The sequence below is a fragment of the Streptosporangium nanhuense genome, from assembly GCF_059358815.1.
This window is the reverse complement of record NZ_JCADBG010000001.1, coordinates 1,015,028-1,030,514: the sequence shown is the minus strand read 5'-3', so window position 1 is coordinate 1,030,514 and position 15,487 is coordinate 1,015,028. Positions and strand designations below refer to the sequence as shown.

At 73.6% G+C, this 15,487-nt stretch carries 11 protein-coding genes; all 11 read right to left on the bottom strand.

From position 1 onward, the window contains the following. Positions 1–32: 32 nt before the first annotated feature. The 11 genes from AC5L38_RS04255 to AC5L38_RS04205 all read right to left on the bottom strand — a co-directional run bounded on the left by AC5L38_RS04255 (position 33) and on the right by AC5L38_RS04205 (position 15,482). The gene (locus AC5L38_RS04255) at positions 33–782 is read right to left on the bottom strand and encodes a hypothetical protein (protein WP_495241411.1); all 750 of its coding nucleotides are present in this window, start codon (positions 780–782) and stop codon (positions 33–35) included. A 230-nt stretch (positions 783–1,012) separates the two neighbouring features. After that, the gene (locus AC5L38_RS04250; RefSeq protein WP_495241410.1) at positions 1,013–1,651 is read right to left on the bottom strand and encodes an ACT domain-containing protein; all 639 of its coding nucleotides are present in this window, start codon (positions 1,649–1,651) and stop codon (positions 1,013–1,015) included. Positions 1,652–1,745: 94 nt separating this feature from the next. After that, positions 1,746–3,008: a right-handed parallel beta-helix repeat-containing protein gene (locus AC5L38_RS04245; RefSeq protein WP_495241409.1), complete on the bottom strand. Its 1,263-nt coding sequence runs from the start codon at positions 3,006–3,008 to the stop codon at positions 1,746–1,748. A gap of 214 nt (positions 3,009–3,222) precedes the next feature. Beyond that, on the bottom strand, positions 3,223–4,254 hold the full coding sequence (locus AC5L38_RS04240) for an SAM-dependent methyltransferase (RefSeq protein ID WP_495241408.1): 1,032 nt from the start codon (positions 4,252–4,254) through the stop codon (positions 3,223–3,225). A gap of 176 nt (positions 4,255–4,430) precedes the next feature. Continuing rightward, the gene (locus AC5L38_RS04235) at positions 4,431–5,747 is read right to left on the bottom strand and encodes an MFS transporter (protein ID WP_495241407.1); all 1,317 of its coding nucleotides are present in this window, start codon (positions 5,745–5,747) and stop codon (positions 4,431–4,433) included. Then, the gene (locus AC5L38_RS04230; RefSeq protein ID WP_495241406.1) at positions 5,744–10,243 is read right to left on the bottom strand and encodes a non-ribosomal peptide synthetase; all 4,500 of its coding nucleotides are present in this window, start codon (positions 10,241–10,243) and stop codon (positions 5,744–5,746) included. The genes AC5L38_RS04235 and AC5L38_RS04230 overlap by 4 nt, the downstream gene beginning before the upstream one ends. An 8-nt stretch (positions 10,244–10,251) precedes the next feature. After that, complete coding sequence (locus tag AC5L38_RS04225) at positions 10,252–10,923, bottom strand: DUF6875 domain-containing protein (protein WP_495241405.1); 672 nt, start codon at positions 10,921–10,923, stop codon at positions 10,252–10,254. Beyond that, positions 10,920–12,347: an FAD-dependent oxidoreductase gene (locus tag AC5L38_RS04220; protein WP_495241404.1), complete on the bottom strand. Its 1,428-nt coding sequence runs from the start codon at positions 12,345–12,347 to the stop codon at positions 10,920–10,922. Before AC5L38_RS04220 ends, AC5L38_RS04225 begins: the two co-directional genes overlap by 4 nt. Continuing rightward, a complete protein-coding gene (locus AC5L38_RS04215; RefSeq protein WP_495241403.1) occupies positions 12,344–12,466 on the bottom strand; it encodes a hypothetical protein in 123 nt (40 codons plus the stop codon). The genes AC5L38_RS04220 and AC5L38_RS04215 overlap by 4 nt, the downstream gene beginning before the upstream one ends. A 345-nt stretch (positions 12,467–12,811) precedes the next feature. Further along, a complete protein-coding gene (locus tag AC5L38_RS04210) occupies positions 12,812–13,864 on the bottom strand; it encodes a LacI family DNA-binding transcriptional regulator (protein WP_495241402.1) in 1,053 nt (350 codons plus the stop codon). After that, on the bottom strand, positions 13,854–15,482 hold the full coding sequence (locus tag AC5L38_RS04205; protein WP_495241401.1) for a glycoside hydrolase family 13 protein: 1,629 nt from the start codon (positions 15,480–15,482) through the stop codon (positions 13,854–13,856). The genes AC5L38_RS04210 and AC5L38_RS04205 overlap by 11 nt, the downstream gene beginning before the upstream one ends. Positions 15,483–15,487: the final 5 nt, after the last annotated feature.

Below are 15,487 nucleotides of genomic sequence, written 5' to 3'. Positions count from 1 at the left end.
AGATGCCCGCCGTGCCGGAAGCGGGACGGTCGTCAGAGCGGCCTGATCGTCTCGCCGATCCGGTCGAACAACTCCTGCTTGCCCTCGGTGTCGGTGCTGAGCGTGACGATGCAGGTCCTGTCCGCGACCGGCACGTAGTACTGGGTGCCCCGGACGTTGACGCCGTTGCTCTCGAACGAGTAGACGATCCGCGCCGCCTCCCGGGAGCCGAGCCGCACCTTCCCCGCCTCGACGACCTTGGCGTTGAGCTGTTCCAGCTGGGACCTGGTCTCCCTGAGCAGCTGTTCCGTCGAGATCTGCCGCCCGGCCTGGCAGAAGGCGTTGAGGTTGGTGGGGAACCCGTTCTTGGAAGACTTGGCCGATTTTGTGTCCGACGCCCACAGGCCGTTGTTGTCGACCAGGGTCTGCAGGCTCTTCTTCGCCTGTTCCAGCGTGGGGCCCGACAGGCCGCTGCTCTGCAGCCCCTTGTCGAGGTCGTCCTTGGTCAGGTCGAGCGCGACCCAATCCTTCGGGATCGCGACGACGACACCGTTGGCGGGGCCCCCGATCCGCTTGAACCCCTCCGGCACGGGTACGGCGCCCTCGGGAGGGGCGGCGGTGGGGGTCGTGCTCGCCCCCGGTTCCGCGCTCCGCGAGGGGCCGGGACTTCGGCCGAGGTCGAGGCCCCGCGCGAGGGCGGCGGGAGCGGCGTCCGTGACGGCCGGGTTCCCTCCCGCGCAGGCCGTACTCGCCGCCAGGCAGGACCCCAGCAGGATCATCGTCACGACGTGGCGCTTAGGCATCAGGCTGCCCTCCTCCCGGACCCGCGAGGGCCCGGTACCGATACGACCGGCGGTGTCATCGGGGGGAGATCTGATGCGGGTGCGCGACGGCCACCGTCCCGCCGGACGAGCCCGGCCGCCCTCGGCGGGCGGGACCGGACACGACGGACGGGAAGGCGCGGTCACGGAAGGTGGCGCCGAGTCACTCCTAGTTTCCTACCCCATAACCGACATATCGGAAACGCTGGGATTCAAGAGGCGCGGCTCATGACGGAGACGATCTCCAGAACGCGGGTGGCACGATCCAGTTCCGCGCGATGGAAGGGCGGACCGTCGGTCCTGGCCAGGATCAGGTGCCGGCTCGTCTCCGGCACCGGGAGGCTCATCAGCTGGTGCCGCCCGGAACCGAGGACGGCGGGGCGCAGCGTGGCGAGGTCGGCCGCCTTGACGCCGACGAGGCCCCCCGTCTCGTCGAGGGCCGCCGGAGCCTGCCAGCTGCGGTGGACGAGATCCTCGCTCTCCGGCGACAGGATCACCGCCCACTCGGCGCTCACCAGGTCGGGCATGGCGTCCACGAGGGTCTCGAAGGCCCTGCCGGGATCGGCGGCGACGTGCTTGAGCAGGTCGTAGTCGGGCGCGGTGCCGGGGATCTCGCGCGTGGGCCAGACACCCTCGACGCGCATCCCCGGGACCCCCGAGAGGCGGTCCCTGACCGTCTCCGCGTCCACGGTGCCGGGCCAGGAGACGGTGAAGTCGTCCACCGCCCTGCCGAGTTCACGTTCCAGGACCGTCACCTGGAGGATGTCCGCACCCAGCGTGCCCAGCACCCGGGCCGCCTGGCCCAGGGTGCCCGGCCTGTCGGGGAAGGAAACGCGTAGCCGCAACATCATGCCGATCACCTCGCTCTACGCACCAGACTGTCCTAGCCAGGTTTCACGAAGGTTCCGGGGAGATGTCCAGCATAAGACCCAAAACGCGTAAAAATCAGGATTGATAAGCCCCGGCGGCGGGGGTCGCGGACAGCTTGGCGCCGGAGAGGTCACGGGCCAGGCCCGTCCCTCCGTACCAGACGGGGCCGAGCTTGACGCCGCGGCCGAGCGCCGGGGAGCCGGGGCGCAGGCGCAGGTCCGTCCGGCTCCTGAAGCGGGGGTCGGCCATGATCGACCTGGGGCCGAGCTTGAACTTGCGGGAGCGGCCCTTGTAGACGCCGGCGTCCTCGTCGGCCCCCTTGCCGTCCTCGAAGCCCACCTCGCCGCCGACCACGATGACGTTGTTGCGCAGCTTCAGGATCGCCGGGGAGCAGCCGTCGTGGCAGGCCCAGCCGAGGGTCTTGCGGGCGGGCAGGTAGACCGAGTTGTGCACCGCGACGGTGCCCTTCACCGGCCCGACCACGTGGCCGGCGCCCCGGGTGACGAGGAAGGAGGCCCTGCGCGAGGAGGTGACCACGTTGTGGGCGAAGACGTTGCCCCCGGCGGTCTTGCCCTTCTGCGCGCCGAGCTCGACGAAGGTCTCGTTGTTCCTGGCGACGTTATGGGTGATCCGGTTGCGGTCGCCGTTGAACACCTCCACGGCGGCGCCGTCGGTGCCGTAGTCCTTGCTGCTCGCGTAGCTGCCGGTGATCAGGTTCCCGGTGACGAGGTTTTCGTCGCCGTTGAGCAGCACGCCGAACGCGCCGGAGTCGTCGTCGCCGCCCTCGTCGTTGACGCTCATGCGGTTGTTGTCACGCAGGACGCTGTTCTTGACGACGTTGCTCGCGCCGACGAAGTGGACCCCGGTGATGTTGCGGTCGGCGATGACGCGGTCGAGCTCGTTGCGGTTGCCGCCGACCTCGAAGCCGGCCCACTGGCAGTTGCTGGCGTGCACCCCCACGACCCGCACGTAGGAGCCCGAGATCACCACGCAGGCCGCGTCCCTGCCGCTGATCCTCGGGGCGGCGCCCTTGCCGTACGGCTCGACCGAGATGGGGCTGGCGGCGGTGCCCCTGCCGGACAGCGTCAGCGCGCCCGGCCAGCTGCCGCCGCGCTTGAGGCGCACGGTGTCGCCGGGGCCCAGGGTCGCGGCGTTGACGTTGTCCAGGCTGCGCCAGGCGGCCGAGGCCGAGGTCCCGGCGGCCGCGTCGTCTCCGGACCTGGAGTCGACGTAGTAGACGGTGCCCGCCGCGGCGGTGGCTCCCGGTACGGCGACGAGCATGTTTCCGGCCACGAGAACCCCCGCCACGGGAGCGGCCCACAGCCTCGTCGAGTTCATTTTGCTACGCTCCATCGCCGTTCCCCGCCAGTACGTCAGCGCAGATCTTCGCACACCCGGGGTTCACTCAGCGATCCGAGCGAAGGACGCACAGCCGACCGTTACCTCCGCTTCACTTCGGCGGGCCGGGCGGCGTCGCGGAGCCGGGCGGACCCGGCCGCCCCCGCCCGGCTCACACCCGACTCACACCCGGCTCACCCCCTGGTCAGGACGGTCATGCCCTGGTGGCGACGATCAGAAGGTGCGCCGGGGAGCGCGTCAGGACATACTCCTGCGGATCATGACAACCGGCCTCCGCGAGCCACCGGGTGACCGTCTCCGGGGAGTACAGCCGCCCGCCCTGGGTGTGGTGCAGGTTGAGCTCGAAGAGCGGGGTGAAGGCCCGCGCCGCCGCGTCGCCCGGATGGCCGGGATCCCTGTCGAGGACCAGCACGACCCCGCCGGGGCGCAGCGTGCGCGTCGCGGCCCGCAGCAGGGCCGAGGCCTGCTCCTCGCCGAAGCCGTGCAGCAGGTTGAACAGCAGCACGGCGTCCTGGTCGCGGTACGGGAGGTCGCCCAGGATGTCCCCGTCGAGAAGGGTGACGCGGTCGGCCAGCCCCGCCGAGGCCACCGCCGAGCGGCCCGCGTCGAGCCCCGGGGACAGGTCGACGACGGTGGCGCGCAGCTCCGGCCGGTCCCGGCAGTAGGCGAGGCTGTAGCGGGCGTGCCCGCCGCCCAGGTCCAGCAGCCGGGAGGCGCCGCGCGGCAGGGGGGCGACGGCGGCGATCTCCTCCGCAAGCCACCCCGCCTGGTCCTGGAGCAGCCGCTGGAAGCGGGCCAGCGTCTCGGGGCGCCCGGCCAGCCAGGTGTAGAAGTCGGCGCCACGCCTGCCGGAGCGCACCGACTCCTCCAGCCCGCCCCAGAGCCCGGCCAGGACCTCCTGCCAGAACAGCAGCGTGTTGCCGTACCCGCCGAGCAGCGGGCGGGACACGGCGGTCAGCGCGTACCCGCCGGGCTCAGAGGTCACGTACCCGGTCGCGGCGAGCGCGCCGAGCAGGACGCGCAGGCCGTCCCGGTCGGCGCCGAGCCCGGCGGCCAGCTCGGGCAGTTCCCTGGGCCCGTCCGCCAGGGCCTCGAACAGGCCGAGCCGGAGCCCCGCCGCGGCGGCGTGCGCCGACATGGCGCCGATCACGTCGAGATGGGGACCGGGCGCCTCTCCGCTCTCCAGGTAGCGGCGGGCGTCCTCGGGTGTCAGGTGCAGCGGCATCGGACCTCGTTCGTAAGGGTCGCGGTTCGTGTGGGGCGCGGTCGGTGAGGGTCGCGGTTCTGAAGGGCTTGTGAAGGTCCCGGTTCACGGAGGTCGCGGTTCGCGGAGGTCTCGTGGCGGTCGCGGTTCCGAGGACCGAGGACCGGGGGCAGGGGATTGGGGTCAGGGGACCGGGCTCAAGGGACCGGGGCGGGCGCGGCGTCCGCTCTGGGGGCGTCGGGGATCTCGCGCTCCAGGCGACGGAGCCGGGGAAGGACGAAGGTGACGACCGCGAGGGCGACGAGCAGGAGCCCGTCGATCAGGTAGATCAGGGCGATCCCCCTGCCGGGGCCCGTCCCGATCAGCTCCCCGACGCTCCCGGCGAGCGCGCCGCCCGGCATCAGCAGGGGCCCCGTCAGGTGTTCGGCGGTGGGCGCGGCGCTCAGGTAGGCGATGGGCATCGCGCACTGCGACAGGGTCCGCGCCGTGGCGAGCACCCGGCCGAGCGCCCCGGCCTCGGTCTTGAGCTGCAGGATCGTCATCACGCAGCCGTTCACCACCGGCAGGACGAACAGGAACGCCGGGGCGACCACCGCGATGAGCGCCACCGAGGGGGACAGGCCGTGCGCGGCCAGGGCGAGCCCGCCCAGCGCCATGAAGAGGCTCATCCCGGTGATCCTGCGGCGCGGCCCTCCCCACAGGCCCATGACCAGGCTCCCCGCGAACAGCCCCGCCCCTCCGGCGAACACCAGCACCCCGAGCGTGGCGGGCCCGGTGAACGACAGGATGAGCGGGCGGATCAGCACCCCCGCGACGGCGAACAGGAGGTTGAACGCGGCGAAGACCGCCACCAGCGGGAACAGTCCGTGGGAGCGCAGGTGCCGCAGCCCGAAGAGCAGGTCGGTGCCCAGCGACGGCGGGCTCGCCACGGCCTCGGGCCGGGTGACCGACCGGGGCAGCCTGGTCGCCAGGACCACGACCGTCGCCACGGCGAACGACAGGAGGTCCAGCAGGAGCACGCCGCGCAGTCCCACCACCTCGAGCAGCGTCCCCGCCGCCACCGGGGCCGCGATCTGCAGCCCCCAGGTGGCCTGCATCAGCCCGTTGGCCCGTCCCAGGTGGCGTTCGGGGACCAGCAGCGGCGTCATCGCCTGGTAGACGGTGAGATGGAAGGTCCCGCAGATCGCGCCGACGGCGGTGGCGACGTAGACGTGCCACACGGCCAGGTTCTGCGCCTGGACGATCAGCAGCAGCGCGGCCGTCGACAGCGCCGCCCCGCAGTCGCTCAGCACGAGCACCCACTTCCTGTCGAAGCGGTCGACGATCACCCCGGAGAAGGGGGTGATGAGGATGCCGGGCAGCGTGGCGCAGAGCATGGTGAGGGCGAACTGGGTCTCGGATCCGGACTCCTGGTAGACCCAGACGCTGAGCACGAAACCGGTGAGGCTGGAGCCGATCACCGACACCAGCTCGGCGGACCAGATACCGGCGAACCTCAGCGCGTCGGCTCTCAACGGAGCCCTCCTTCCACGGACGTTTCGGCGGACGTCCCGAGGGGCGTCCCGGCGGTTCTCCCGGTGACGATCCCGGCGGGCGGCTGTGGAGCCGTTCCGGGAAGCGGAGCCCTTCCAGGAAGCGGAGCCGTTCCGGGAAGGAGGCCGGGGCACGTTTCGAGGAACGCGAGATAGCGGCCGATCAGCGCGGAATCGGGCGGCGGGCAGGTGAACGAGGTGTCGAACCTCGGTCCGCGCGGCCCCGGCGGCCTCTCTCCCATATCGGCGGCGAACGGCCCCATGGCGACCGGCTCCCCCTCGGCGGAGCGCCGCAGGATCTCCCCCCGCCAGCGCTCCCAGGGGACCGTCTCGACGTCGTACCCGTGATCGGCCAGGGCCGCCGCCATCTGCCGGTAGGTGATCCCCTCGGCGTCGAAGTAGTGGAAGTCGCGCCCCGCCGACGCCGGGTCCAGGAGCCGCGCGGCGACGGCGGCGGCGAGGCGGTCGACGGGGACGACGTCCTCGGCGACCGGGATGTCGGGCACCATGCGGAGCTGGACGAACGTGGCGAGCAGCCGGTTGAGGTAGTCGGCGGGGTCGCCCCGGCCGGTGAGGCTGTGGCCGCCGACCCGCGCGGGCCGGTGGACCGTCACGGGCAGGCCGTGCTCGCGGGCCTCCCGCGCCATCGCGTCGGCGACCCACCTGGTCTGGTAGTACGGGGACTCCAGCCCCGCGGGGTCGTCCGGGGCCTCGTCCTCGGTGATCGGCCGATCCCGGCCCGACCAGCCGAGATACACGCCGAGGGTGGAGACGGTGTGCAGCGGGATCGGCCGCGGGCGCGCGGCCAGCCGGACCATCTCCACGGTCCCGCCGACGTTCACGGGGCCGAGCGTCCGGTACGGCTGGACGAAGCTGACGACCCGCCCGGTGTGGCAGATCAGGTCGACCCCCTCCGCCACGGCGTCGTGGGCGCCGGTCTCCAGCCCCAGCCGGGGCAGCGTCAGGTCACCGGCCAGACCGGTGACCCTTTCCCGGTAACCGGGCCTCCAGAGGCCGTGCCGGGTCAGGACATCCCGGACCCGGTCGGCGGCGACCCGCTCGTCCCCCGCCCTGACCAGGCACATCACCTCGGGGACGCCCCGATCGAGCAACTCGGCCAGCAGATGTGCCCCGAGGAGGCCCGTGGCCCCCGTCAGCAGCACCCGCGCGGGCCACCGCGCCGCCGCCCCGCCCGGCACGGAGCCGATCGAGCCGGGGACACCGCGCCCGCCGGACGCGTCACGCCCGTCCCCGGACGCGTCGCGCGCCGAGGTGAGGGCGTCGCGTACCTCGCCGGGCAGCGCCGCCAGCGCCCTCAGGTCGTCGTCGCCGAGGGCCGGTTCCGGCGTGGCCGCGGAGGCGGCGAACTCCGCCAGGTCGGCCGTCTCGAAGAGACCCCCGAGGGAGAGCTCGGCCCCGGTCTCCCCGCGGACCTCGCCGAGCACCCTGGCGGCCAGCAGCGAGGACCCGCCGAGGGCGAAGAAGTTGTCGTGGCGCCCCACCCGGGGAAGGTCGAGCACCCTGGCCCACACCCCGGCCAGCGCCGTCTCCAGCGGGCCGCGCGGCGGGACGTACCCGGGCGCGTCGCGCGAGGCGTCCGGGAGCCGCCCGGCGTCGATCTTCCCGTGCGGCGTGCGCGGGATCTCGTCGAGCGGTACGAGCACGGAGGGCACCATGTGCCGGGGCAGCCGCCCGCGCAGGAAGGCCCGCAGCTCCTCTGGGTCGGTGGCGCGCGGCGCCACGTAGCCGACGAGCCGGTCTCCCTCCGGGGAGGCCACCACGGCCGCGTCCCGCACCCCCGGGTACGCCGTGACGGCGGACTCGATCTCGGCGGGCTCGATCCGGTAGCCGTTCACCTTCAGCTGCCGGTCGACCCGCCCGAGGAACTCCAGCGTCCCGTCGGGCAGGTATCTGGCCAGGTCCCCGGTCCGGTACATGCGGGCCCCCTCGCGCCCGGCGTGGGGGTCGTGGACGAACCGCGCCTCGGTCTCCTCCGGCCGCGCGACGTAGCCCCGGGCGAGGCAGTCACCCCCCAGGTGGAGCTCGCCCGGCGTCCCGGTGGGCGCCAGACCGCCCCTGCGGTCGAGGACGTAGGCGCGGACGTGCGGCAGGGGGCGCCCGATCGGCAGGTGTTCCCGCCCGGCCGCCTCGGCGCCGTCGCGGGTGCGGTGCACCGTGGCGCACACGGTCGCCTCGGTCGGGCCGTAGTGGTTGAACAGCTCGGCCCTGCCACCGGTGGCGGCGGCCCAGGCGCGGACCGCCCAGAGCGGTACCCGCTCCCCCCCGACCATCATCGTGGTGACCGGCCAGTCGCCGGGCACCGCCCCGGGCTCCAGCCCGGCCGCCCACCCCCGCCACAGGGAGGCGGCGGTGTCGACCGCGGTCACGCCGTGCCGCGCGCAGAAGCGCACCAGCTCCGGCCCGTCGAGCAGGGCGGGGTCGGGATGCAGCACGACGGCGGCCCCCGAGCACAGGGCGGGGAACACGTCCCCCACCGAGGCGTCGAAGGTCAGCGGCGGCAGCATCAGCACCCGCCCGCCGGGCCCGAACCCGTGGACGACGCGGAACGACTCGGTCAGCCGGGCGAGGGTCCCGTGGGTCACCATCACCCCCTTGGGCCGCCCGGTGGACCCCGACGTGTAGATCACGTACGCGAGGTCGTCCGGCCCGGCGGGCGGCACCTCGCCGAGATCGCCCGTGTCGCCGTGACCACCGGCGTCCCCGACGGTGAGAACCGCGCCGGGGTAGCCCGCGAGCGCCTCCCGGTGCCCGTCGGAGGTGACGGCGGCGACCGCTCCGGCCTCCAGGAGGATCCCGGCGATCCTGTCCGGCGGGTCGGCCGGGTTGAGCGGCAGGTAGGCGGCCCCCGCCCGCAACGCGGCGAGCAGGGCGACGACGGCGTCCCCGCCGTTGGGCAGGACGACGGCGACGACGGACTCGCGCCGGGCCCCCGCCTCCCGCAGCCGCGCCGCCAGCCGCGCCGAGCGGCGTTCCAGCTCGCCGTAGCCGATCGTCCCCGCCTCGCAGACCATCGCGGGAGCGCCGGGAGCCTCGGCCGCCCACCGGGCGATGAGCTCGTGAACCGCCGTGAAGCCCTCCACAGGCTCTGTGGGCTCTGTGGACGGGGAACCGTGGACCTCGTCGTGCAGCGGGATCTGCCAGACCCGCAGGTCCGGTGTGGCGGTGAAGGCGGACAGGAAGACGACGACGTGGCGCAGGAACCGGTCGACGGTTCCCTCGTCGTAGAGGTCGGCGGAGTAGTCGGCGTGCAGGTCGATCCCTCGCTCGCTCACGCTCACGACGAGGGTCAGGTCGAAACGGGCGCCGGGCGAGGACTCGTCGAGTTCCCAGGTCTCCGTGGTGAGGTTCGCCGCCCGCTCGGTGGCCCGGCCTCCCTCCCCCATGACGAGCAGCGTCTGGAAGACGGGGTTCCTGCGCAGGTCCCGGGTGGCCCCGGCCAGCTCGGCGATCTCCTCGAACGGCGTCGCCTGGTGGCCGAGCCCCCTGATGACCGAGCCGCGCACGGCGCGCAGGAGCTCGGCCAGGGTGGGGTCGGCCCGCAGGTCCGTCCGTACCGGGATGAGGTTGATGTAACAGCCGACCGAGCCCTCCAGCTCGACCAGGTGCCGGTTGACCAGGGCGGTGCCGACGACCACGTCCTCCTCGTCGGAGTGCCTGGCCAGGGCGGCGGTCATCGCCGACATCGCGATGACGAACAGGGTGACGCGCCGCGCCTTGACGAGGGCGTACAGGTCCGCCACCAGGGTGTCGGGCAGGCGCAGGGAGCGGCGGGCCCCGCCCAGTACGGGTTCGCGGGGCCGGGCGCGGTCCAGTGGGAGGGTGGTGACGGCGGGCGCGCCGGACAGGTGCTCGCGCCAGTGGGCCAGCCCCTCCTCGCGCCCCGCCGCCCCCTGCCCGGCGAGCCAGGCGGCGTAGTCGGGGAACTGGGCGGACACCGGCTCCGGCGGCTCGGCGCCGTCGACCAGGACCCGGTAGCAGGCCCAGAGGTCCTCCTCCAGGATCCCGAGCGAGGGCGCGTCGCACATGATGTGGTGCAGGCACCAGGCCAGAACGTGCTCCCCGGACGCGAGCCTGACCAGCACGGCCCGGTGCAGCGGGGCGCCGTCGAGGGTGAACCTGCGCGAGAGCACGTCCCTGACGATGTCGCGCGCCCGCTCCTCGTCGGGCGCGTCCACCACCCGCAGCTCCGGCCCGCTCTCCCGTACCACCTGGGCGGGTCCCTCGACTCCCCCGGCTCCCTCGACGATGACCAGGCGCAGCGCCTCGTGCCGGCCCACGACGGTGGTGAAGGCCGCGCGCAGCGCGTCCGGGTCGAGCGGCCCGACGAGGCGCTGGAAGGTCCAGCAGACGTAGGACGCCCCGCCGCCGGCCCCGGCCCGGTCCAGGAACCACAGGCGCGCCTGGGCGGGGGTGAGCGGGATGGGCGCTGCGGGGTCGCGGCGCGCGGGCGGTGTCATGGGCGGTGTCATTCGACCCCTTCCATGATCGTCTCCATGACGATCTCCCGCAGGTGGGCGGGCACCCTGCCCTCGAACCGGGTCAGGTACGCGCGCCGGTGGGCCGGGTCCCCCCACAGGAAGGGCAGGTCCGTGGCGACCATGTGGCGGATCGCGAGCAGCGGCACCGGACCGGCCAGGGGACGCAGCGACGGGTTCCACAGGCCGGGCTTGTCGGGCGGCCCGTCGTGGAACTCCCCGATCATCAGGCCCTCCTCGACGAAGGCGTCCTTCAGCGCGTTCTGCGCTCCGTCGACGAGCGCCAGGCGGTCGCCGAGGCCGGGCAGGAGCAGCAGGATCGTGGTGAACACGCTCTCGGGCCCGGCCGGCGGCGCGAGCCGGGTGAACCAGGCCCGGTAGGGCTCCACCGCGGCGACGACGTCCTCGACGGTCTCGACGGTCTCCCCGGCGCGGGGCACCGCGAGGTAGAACCTGTTCCGGCTCAGCGAGCCCTGGGCGTACGGGCAGACCGGGCCGTTGCGGCCGAGGTCGGGGTGCGGGCGGCACAGGTAGGTCCCGGCCCAGTCCACGACGGCCCGCAGCGCGTCCCCGTGGGCGAGGACCTCGGGCGGCGGTGACGGGGCGTCGAGGTCGGCGACCTCGACCAGGCGGAGCGACGGGTCGTCGGGGTGCGCGATCACGGGGCCGTCCTCCGCGGGGAGGTGCCGATCCGCACGGCCGCCAGGGCGGCCCCCGCGGCCCCCGCCGCCAGCGCCGCGCCCGACCAGCGCAGCACGCGGTCCTGCCGGCGAGCCCGGCGCAACGCCTCGCCGTAGGGCATGTCGGTGTGCGAGACCATGGTGTAGAGCGGCTTCCACAGGGTCGGGAAGGCGCGGTTCAGCGCGAGGTCGGCCTGCCTGCGGGCCAGGCGCAGCGGTGAGCGGGTGCCGTCTCGCAGGTCGGCGAAGTTCTGCTCCGACAGGTCGGCCAGGATGTCGGTGTGCGGCTTGCGCAGCCGCTGGTACTCCTCGAACGCGGCCGCGCGGTCGCGGGGGTGCCGGGCGAGGCAGCCGTCGAGCACCAGGCAGTCCTCCAGGGAGGAGTTCATGCCCTGGCCGTAGAACGGGTAGACCGCGTGGGCGGCGTCGCCCGCCAGGACCACCCGGTCACCGTGCCGCCAGCGCGAGGTGCGGATGGTCACCAGGTTCCCCACCGGGTTGGCGGCGTACTGGGCGGCCAGGTCGGGCACGAGGTCCAGCACGCCGGGGAACACCCGCAGGAAGAAGTCCGTGACGTCCCGCTCCCCGGTGAGCTCGGCGAAGCCGGGGGCGCCGGAGTGCGGCAGGAAGAGCGTCGCGGTGAGCGAGCCGTCCACGTTGGGGTGGGCGACGATCAGGGCGTTCTCGCCGGGCCAGACGTGCAGCGCCTCCAGCGGGACGCGGGAGCCGCCGCCGGGGGCGGCGGGGATCGTGAGCTCCTTGTACCCCCATTCGAGGAACTCCTGGCGGTAGTCGGCGGCGAGCCCCCGCTGCATGGCGGCGCGTACGGCGGAGAACGCTCCATCCGCGCCGATCACGAAGTCCGCGCGGGCCTCGCGCGTCTCGCCGGTGATCGCGTCGGACAGGGTCAGCGCCCCGCTCTCGCGGTCGACCCCCGCGCAGCGGACGCCGAAGAGGTGCCGTACCCCCTCGTGTCCTGCCGCGCTCTCGACCAGGAGGGTGGTCAGCTCGTCCCTGTCGACCGAGTAGAGGATCTCCTGCGGGTCGGTGCCGTACGCCTGGAAGGTCGCGGCCCTGCCCGGACGGTGGATCATCCGTCCCCGCATGGGCACGAGCCTGTCGCCGAGAGCGTTCCACAGGCCGACGTGCCGCAGGGCGCGGATGCCACGGGCCGACAGGCCCAGGTTGATCGAGCGTCCCTCGCCGTCGCCCTTGCCGTCGCGCGGGTCGGGGCGCATGTCGTAGACGTCGACCGGGTGGCCCCGGCGGGCGAGGAGGATGGCGAGCAGTGATCCGGCCGGGCCCGCGCCGACGACCGCGGCCCTGCCTGCGGGGGCGGACTCGGTGGCGGGGTGGGTCTCGTGGCGGGGCGAGCCGCCGGTCGAGCCGGGTAAGTGGGAGATCACGGCGTCTCCTCCGGTTCCACGGCGCGGCACGGGGGCGTGCCCGCGCGGTCGCGGGCCGGGAGGGTGAGCCGTGAGGGATCGGCGGTCATGGGGATCTGGGCGGTGTCGTGCACACTCAAACCGGCCTCCTGGGGGCGCGCGAGGTCGACGGATCGTACGAGGGTGGGTTCCCGGGCCGCGGGCGACCCGGAAAACACGGATGACGCGGATGCCGAGGGTGAGGACCGGCGGCTGTGGCGGCCTTCGCGATGTTCGAGGGGACCGGCGGCTGTGGCGGCCTTCGCGATGCCCGGGAGGACCGGCGGCTACGGTCTTCGCGGTGTGCCGGAGGACCGGCGGCTGCGCCGGTCTTCGCGGGGTGAGGATTTCGGAGTATAGAGATCGACAGGCATGCCGGGGAAGCCCGTGACGGTGGCAGAAATGGGCGGAAATGGATCCTTGCGCAATGCCGCCGGGCGGGACGTTCAGCGAACGATCTTGGGACCCGAGCCCGTCGAGCCCCGCACGATGAGTTCCGGCTGGAAGATCAGCTCCGAGTGCTGGCCGGGCGCCCCGGCGACGGCCTCCAGGAGGGTGTGCACGGCGGCGGTGACCATCGGCTGCACGGGCTGGCGCACGGTGGTGAGCGGCGGGTCGGTGAACGCGATCAGCGGCGAGTCGTCGAACCCCACCACCGACACCTCCCCCGGCACCGAGAGCCCCCGGTCGCGGCAGGCCCGGATCGCGCCCAGCGCCATCAGGTCCGAGGCGCACACGATGCCGGTGCAGCCTCGCTCCAGCAGCTGTGCCGCCGCGACCTGGCCGCCCTCCACCGAGAACAGCGAGTGCGAGATCAGCTCGTCGACGTCGGTGACGCCGAGCAGCTGGGACATGGCCTGCCGGTAGCCCTCGATCTTCCTGATCACCGGCACGAACCGGCCGGGGCCGACGGCCAGGCCGATTCGCTCGTGTCCCAGGTCGGCCAGGTGCTGCACGGCGAGCCGGGCCGCGGCCCGGTCGTCGGGGGAGATGAACGGGGCGGGCACGTCGGCGGCGTGCCCGTTGAGCAGGACGATCGGCACGCCCTGCCCGATCAGCTGGGTGTAGCGGTCCGAGCGCGCGGTGATGTCCGCGTGCAGCCCGGAGACGAAGATGATCCCGCTCACCCCGCGCTCCACGAGGATCTCGGTGAACTCGTCCTCGACCGCCCCGCCGGGCAGCTGGGTGCAGAGCACCGGGGTGTAGCCGTGCTGGGTGAGGGTCTTCTCGAACGCCTGGGCGAAGGCCGGGAAGATCGGGTTGTCCAGCTCCGGGGTGACCAGGCCGATCAGCCCGTTGCTGCGCTGGCGCAATCGCTGCGGGCGCTCGTACCCCATCAGGTCCAGGGCCGTCAGCACCGCCTGCCGGGTGACGGCGGAGACGCCCGGCTTGCCGTTGAGCACCCGGCTGACGGTGGCCTCGCTCACCCCGGCCTGCGCGGCGATGTCGGTCAGCCTCGCGGTGCCGGCACTGCCGTGGCCGAGGGTGCTATGCGGCATCGCATTCCCACCAGACGGCGGAGTCGGGGGCGAGCCGTGCCACGCCGCCGGTGACGGCCGTCTCCGCGCTGGCCAGCAGGATCCGCCCGGGGGCGGGCAGCTCCACGGGCTCGCCGGTGAGGTTGACCGTGCAGGCGAACCCGTCGCCCCTGGTGAAGGCCAGGGTGCCCTCGGGGGAGGCGAGCCAGGTCAGGGGGGCGTCGTGGGAGGCGTCGGCGAAGGAGCGGCGCTCGCGCCTGATCCGCAGCGCCTCCCGGTAGAGGTTCAGCGTGGAGACCGGGTCGCCGAGCTGGGACGCGACGCTGAGCGGCCCCCAGGAGGGCGGCATCGGCAGCCAGGTTTCCTCGGCGCCGGGCAGGCTGAAGCCGAAGTGCGGCTCGCCGCCGGACCACGGGAGCGGCACCCGGCAGCCGTCGCGGCCGTCGTCGGGGTTGCGCAGGCGCTGCGGGTCGCGCTGGAACTCCTCCGGCAGGTCGAGGACCTCGGGCAGCCCGAGCTCCTCCCCCTGGTAGACGTAGGCCGAGCCCGGCAGGGAGAGCGTGAGCAGGGCGGCCGCGCGGGAGCGGCGCAGGCCGACCTCGCCGCCGCCGTACCGGGTGACGTGGCGCTTGACGTCGTGGTTGGACAGCACCCAGGTGGAGGGCGCGCCGACCGACCCGGCCGTCGTGAGCGACTCCTGGATGACCGCGCGGAACGTGGCGGCCTCCCAGGGGGCGACGAGGAAGTGGAAGTTGAACGCCTGGTGCATCTCGTCCGGGCGGACGTAGTTGGCCAGCCGCTGCGAGGAGGGCGCCCACGCCTCGGCGACGCCGATCCGCTCGCCGGGGTAGGAGTCGAGCAGCCTGCGCCAGGCCCGGTGGATCTCGTGCACGCCGTCCTGGTCGAAGAACGGCACCACCTCGGTGCCGATCATCCCGACCTGGTCGGGGTGGCCGACGTCGGGCAGGCCGTCGGCCTTGACCATGCCGTGGGCGACGTCGACGCGGAAGCCGTCGACCCCCATGTCGAGCCAGAACCGCAGGATCGACTCGAACTCCGCGTGGACCTCGGGGTTCTCCCAGTTCAGGTCGGGCTGCTGGGGGGCGAACAGGTGGAGGTACCACTCGCCGCCGGGCAGCCGGGTCCACGCGGGTCCGCCGAAGACCGACTCCCAGTCGTTGGGCGGCAGCTCGCCCGCCGCGCCCCGGCCCTCGCGGAAGATGTAGCGCTCCCGCGCGGGGTCGCCGGGGGGCGCGGCCAGGGCCTCCAGGAACCAGGCGTGCCGGTCGGAGGTGTGGTTGGGCACCACGTCCACGATGACCCGCAGGCCGTGCCGGTGCGCGTCGTCGATCAGCGCCCCGGCGTCGGCCAGCGACCCGAAGATCGGGTCCACGTCCCGGTAGTCGGCCACGTCGTAGCCGAAGTCGGCCATCGGCGAGGTGAAGAACGGGGTGAGCCAGATCGCGTCGACCCCGAGGTCCGCCAGGTAGGGGAGCCTGCCGCGCACGCCGAGCAGGTCCCCCACGCCGTCGCCGTTGCCGTCGGCGAAGCTGCGCACGTAGACCTGGTAGATCACCGCGTCGCGCCACCATCGGGTGGCGGTCCCGGCACCCGGTTCCGCCCGGACAAGCTCGGTCATATTAA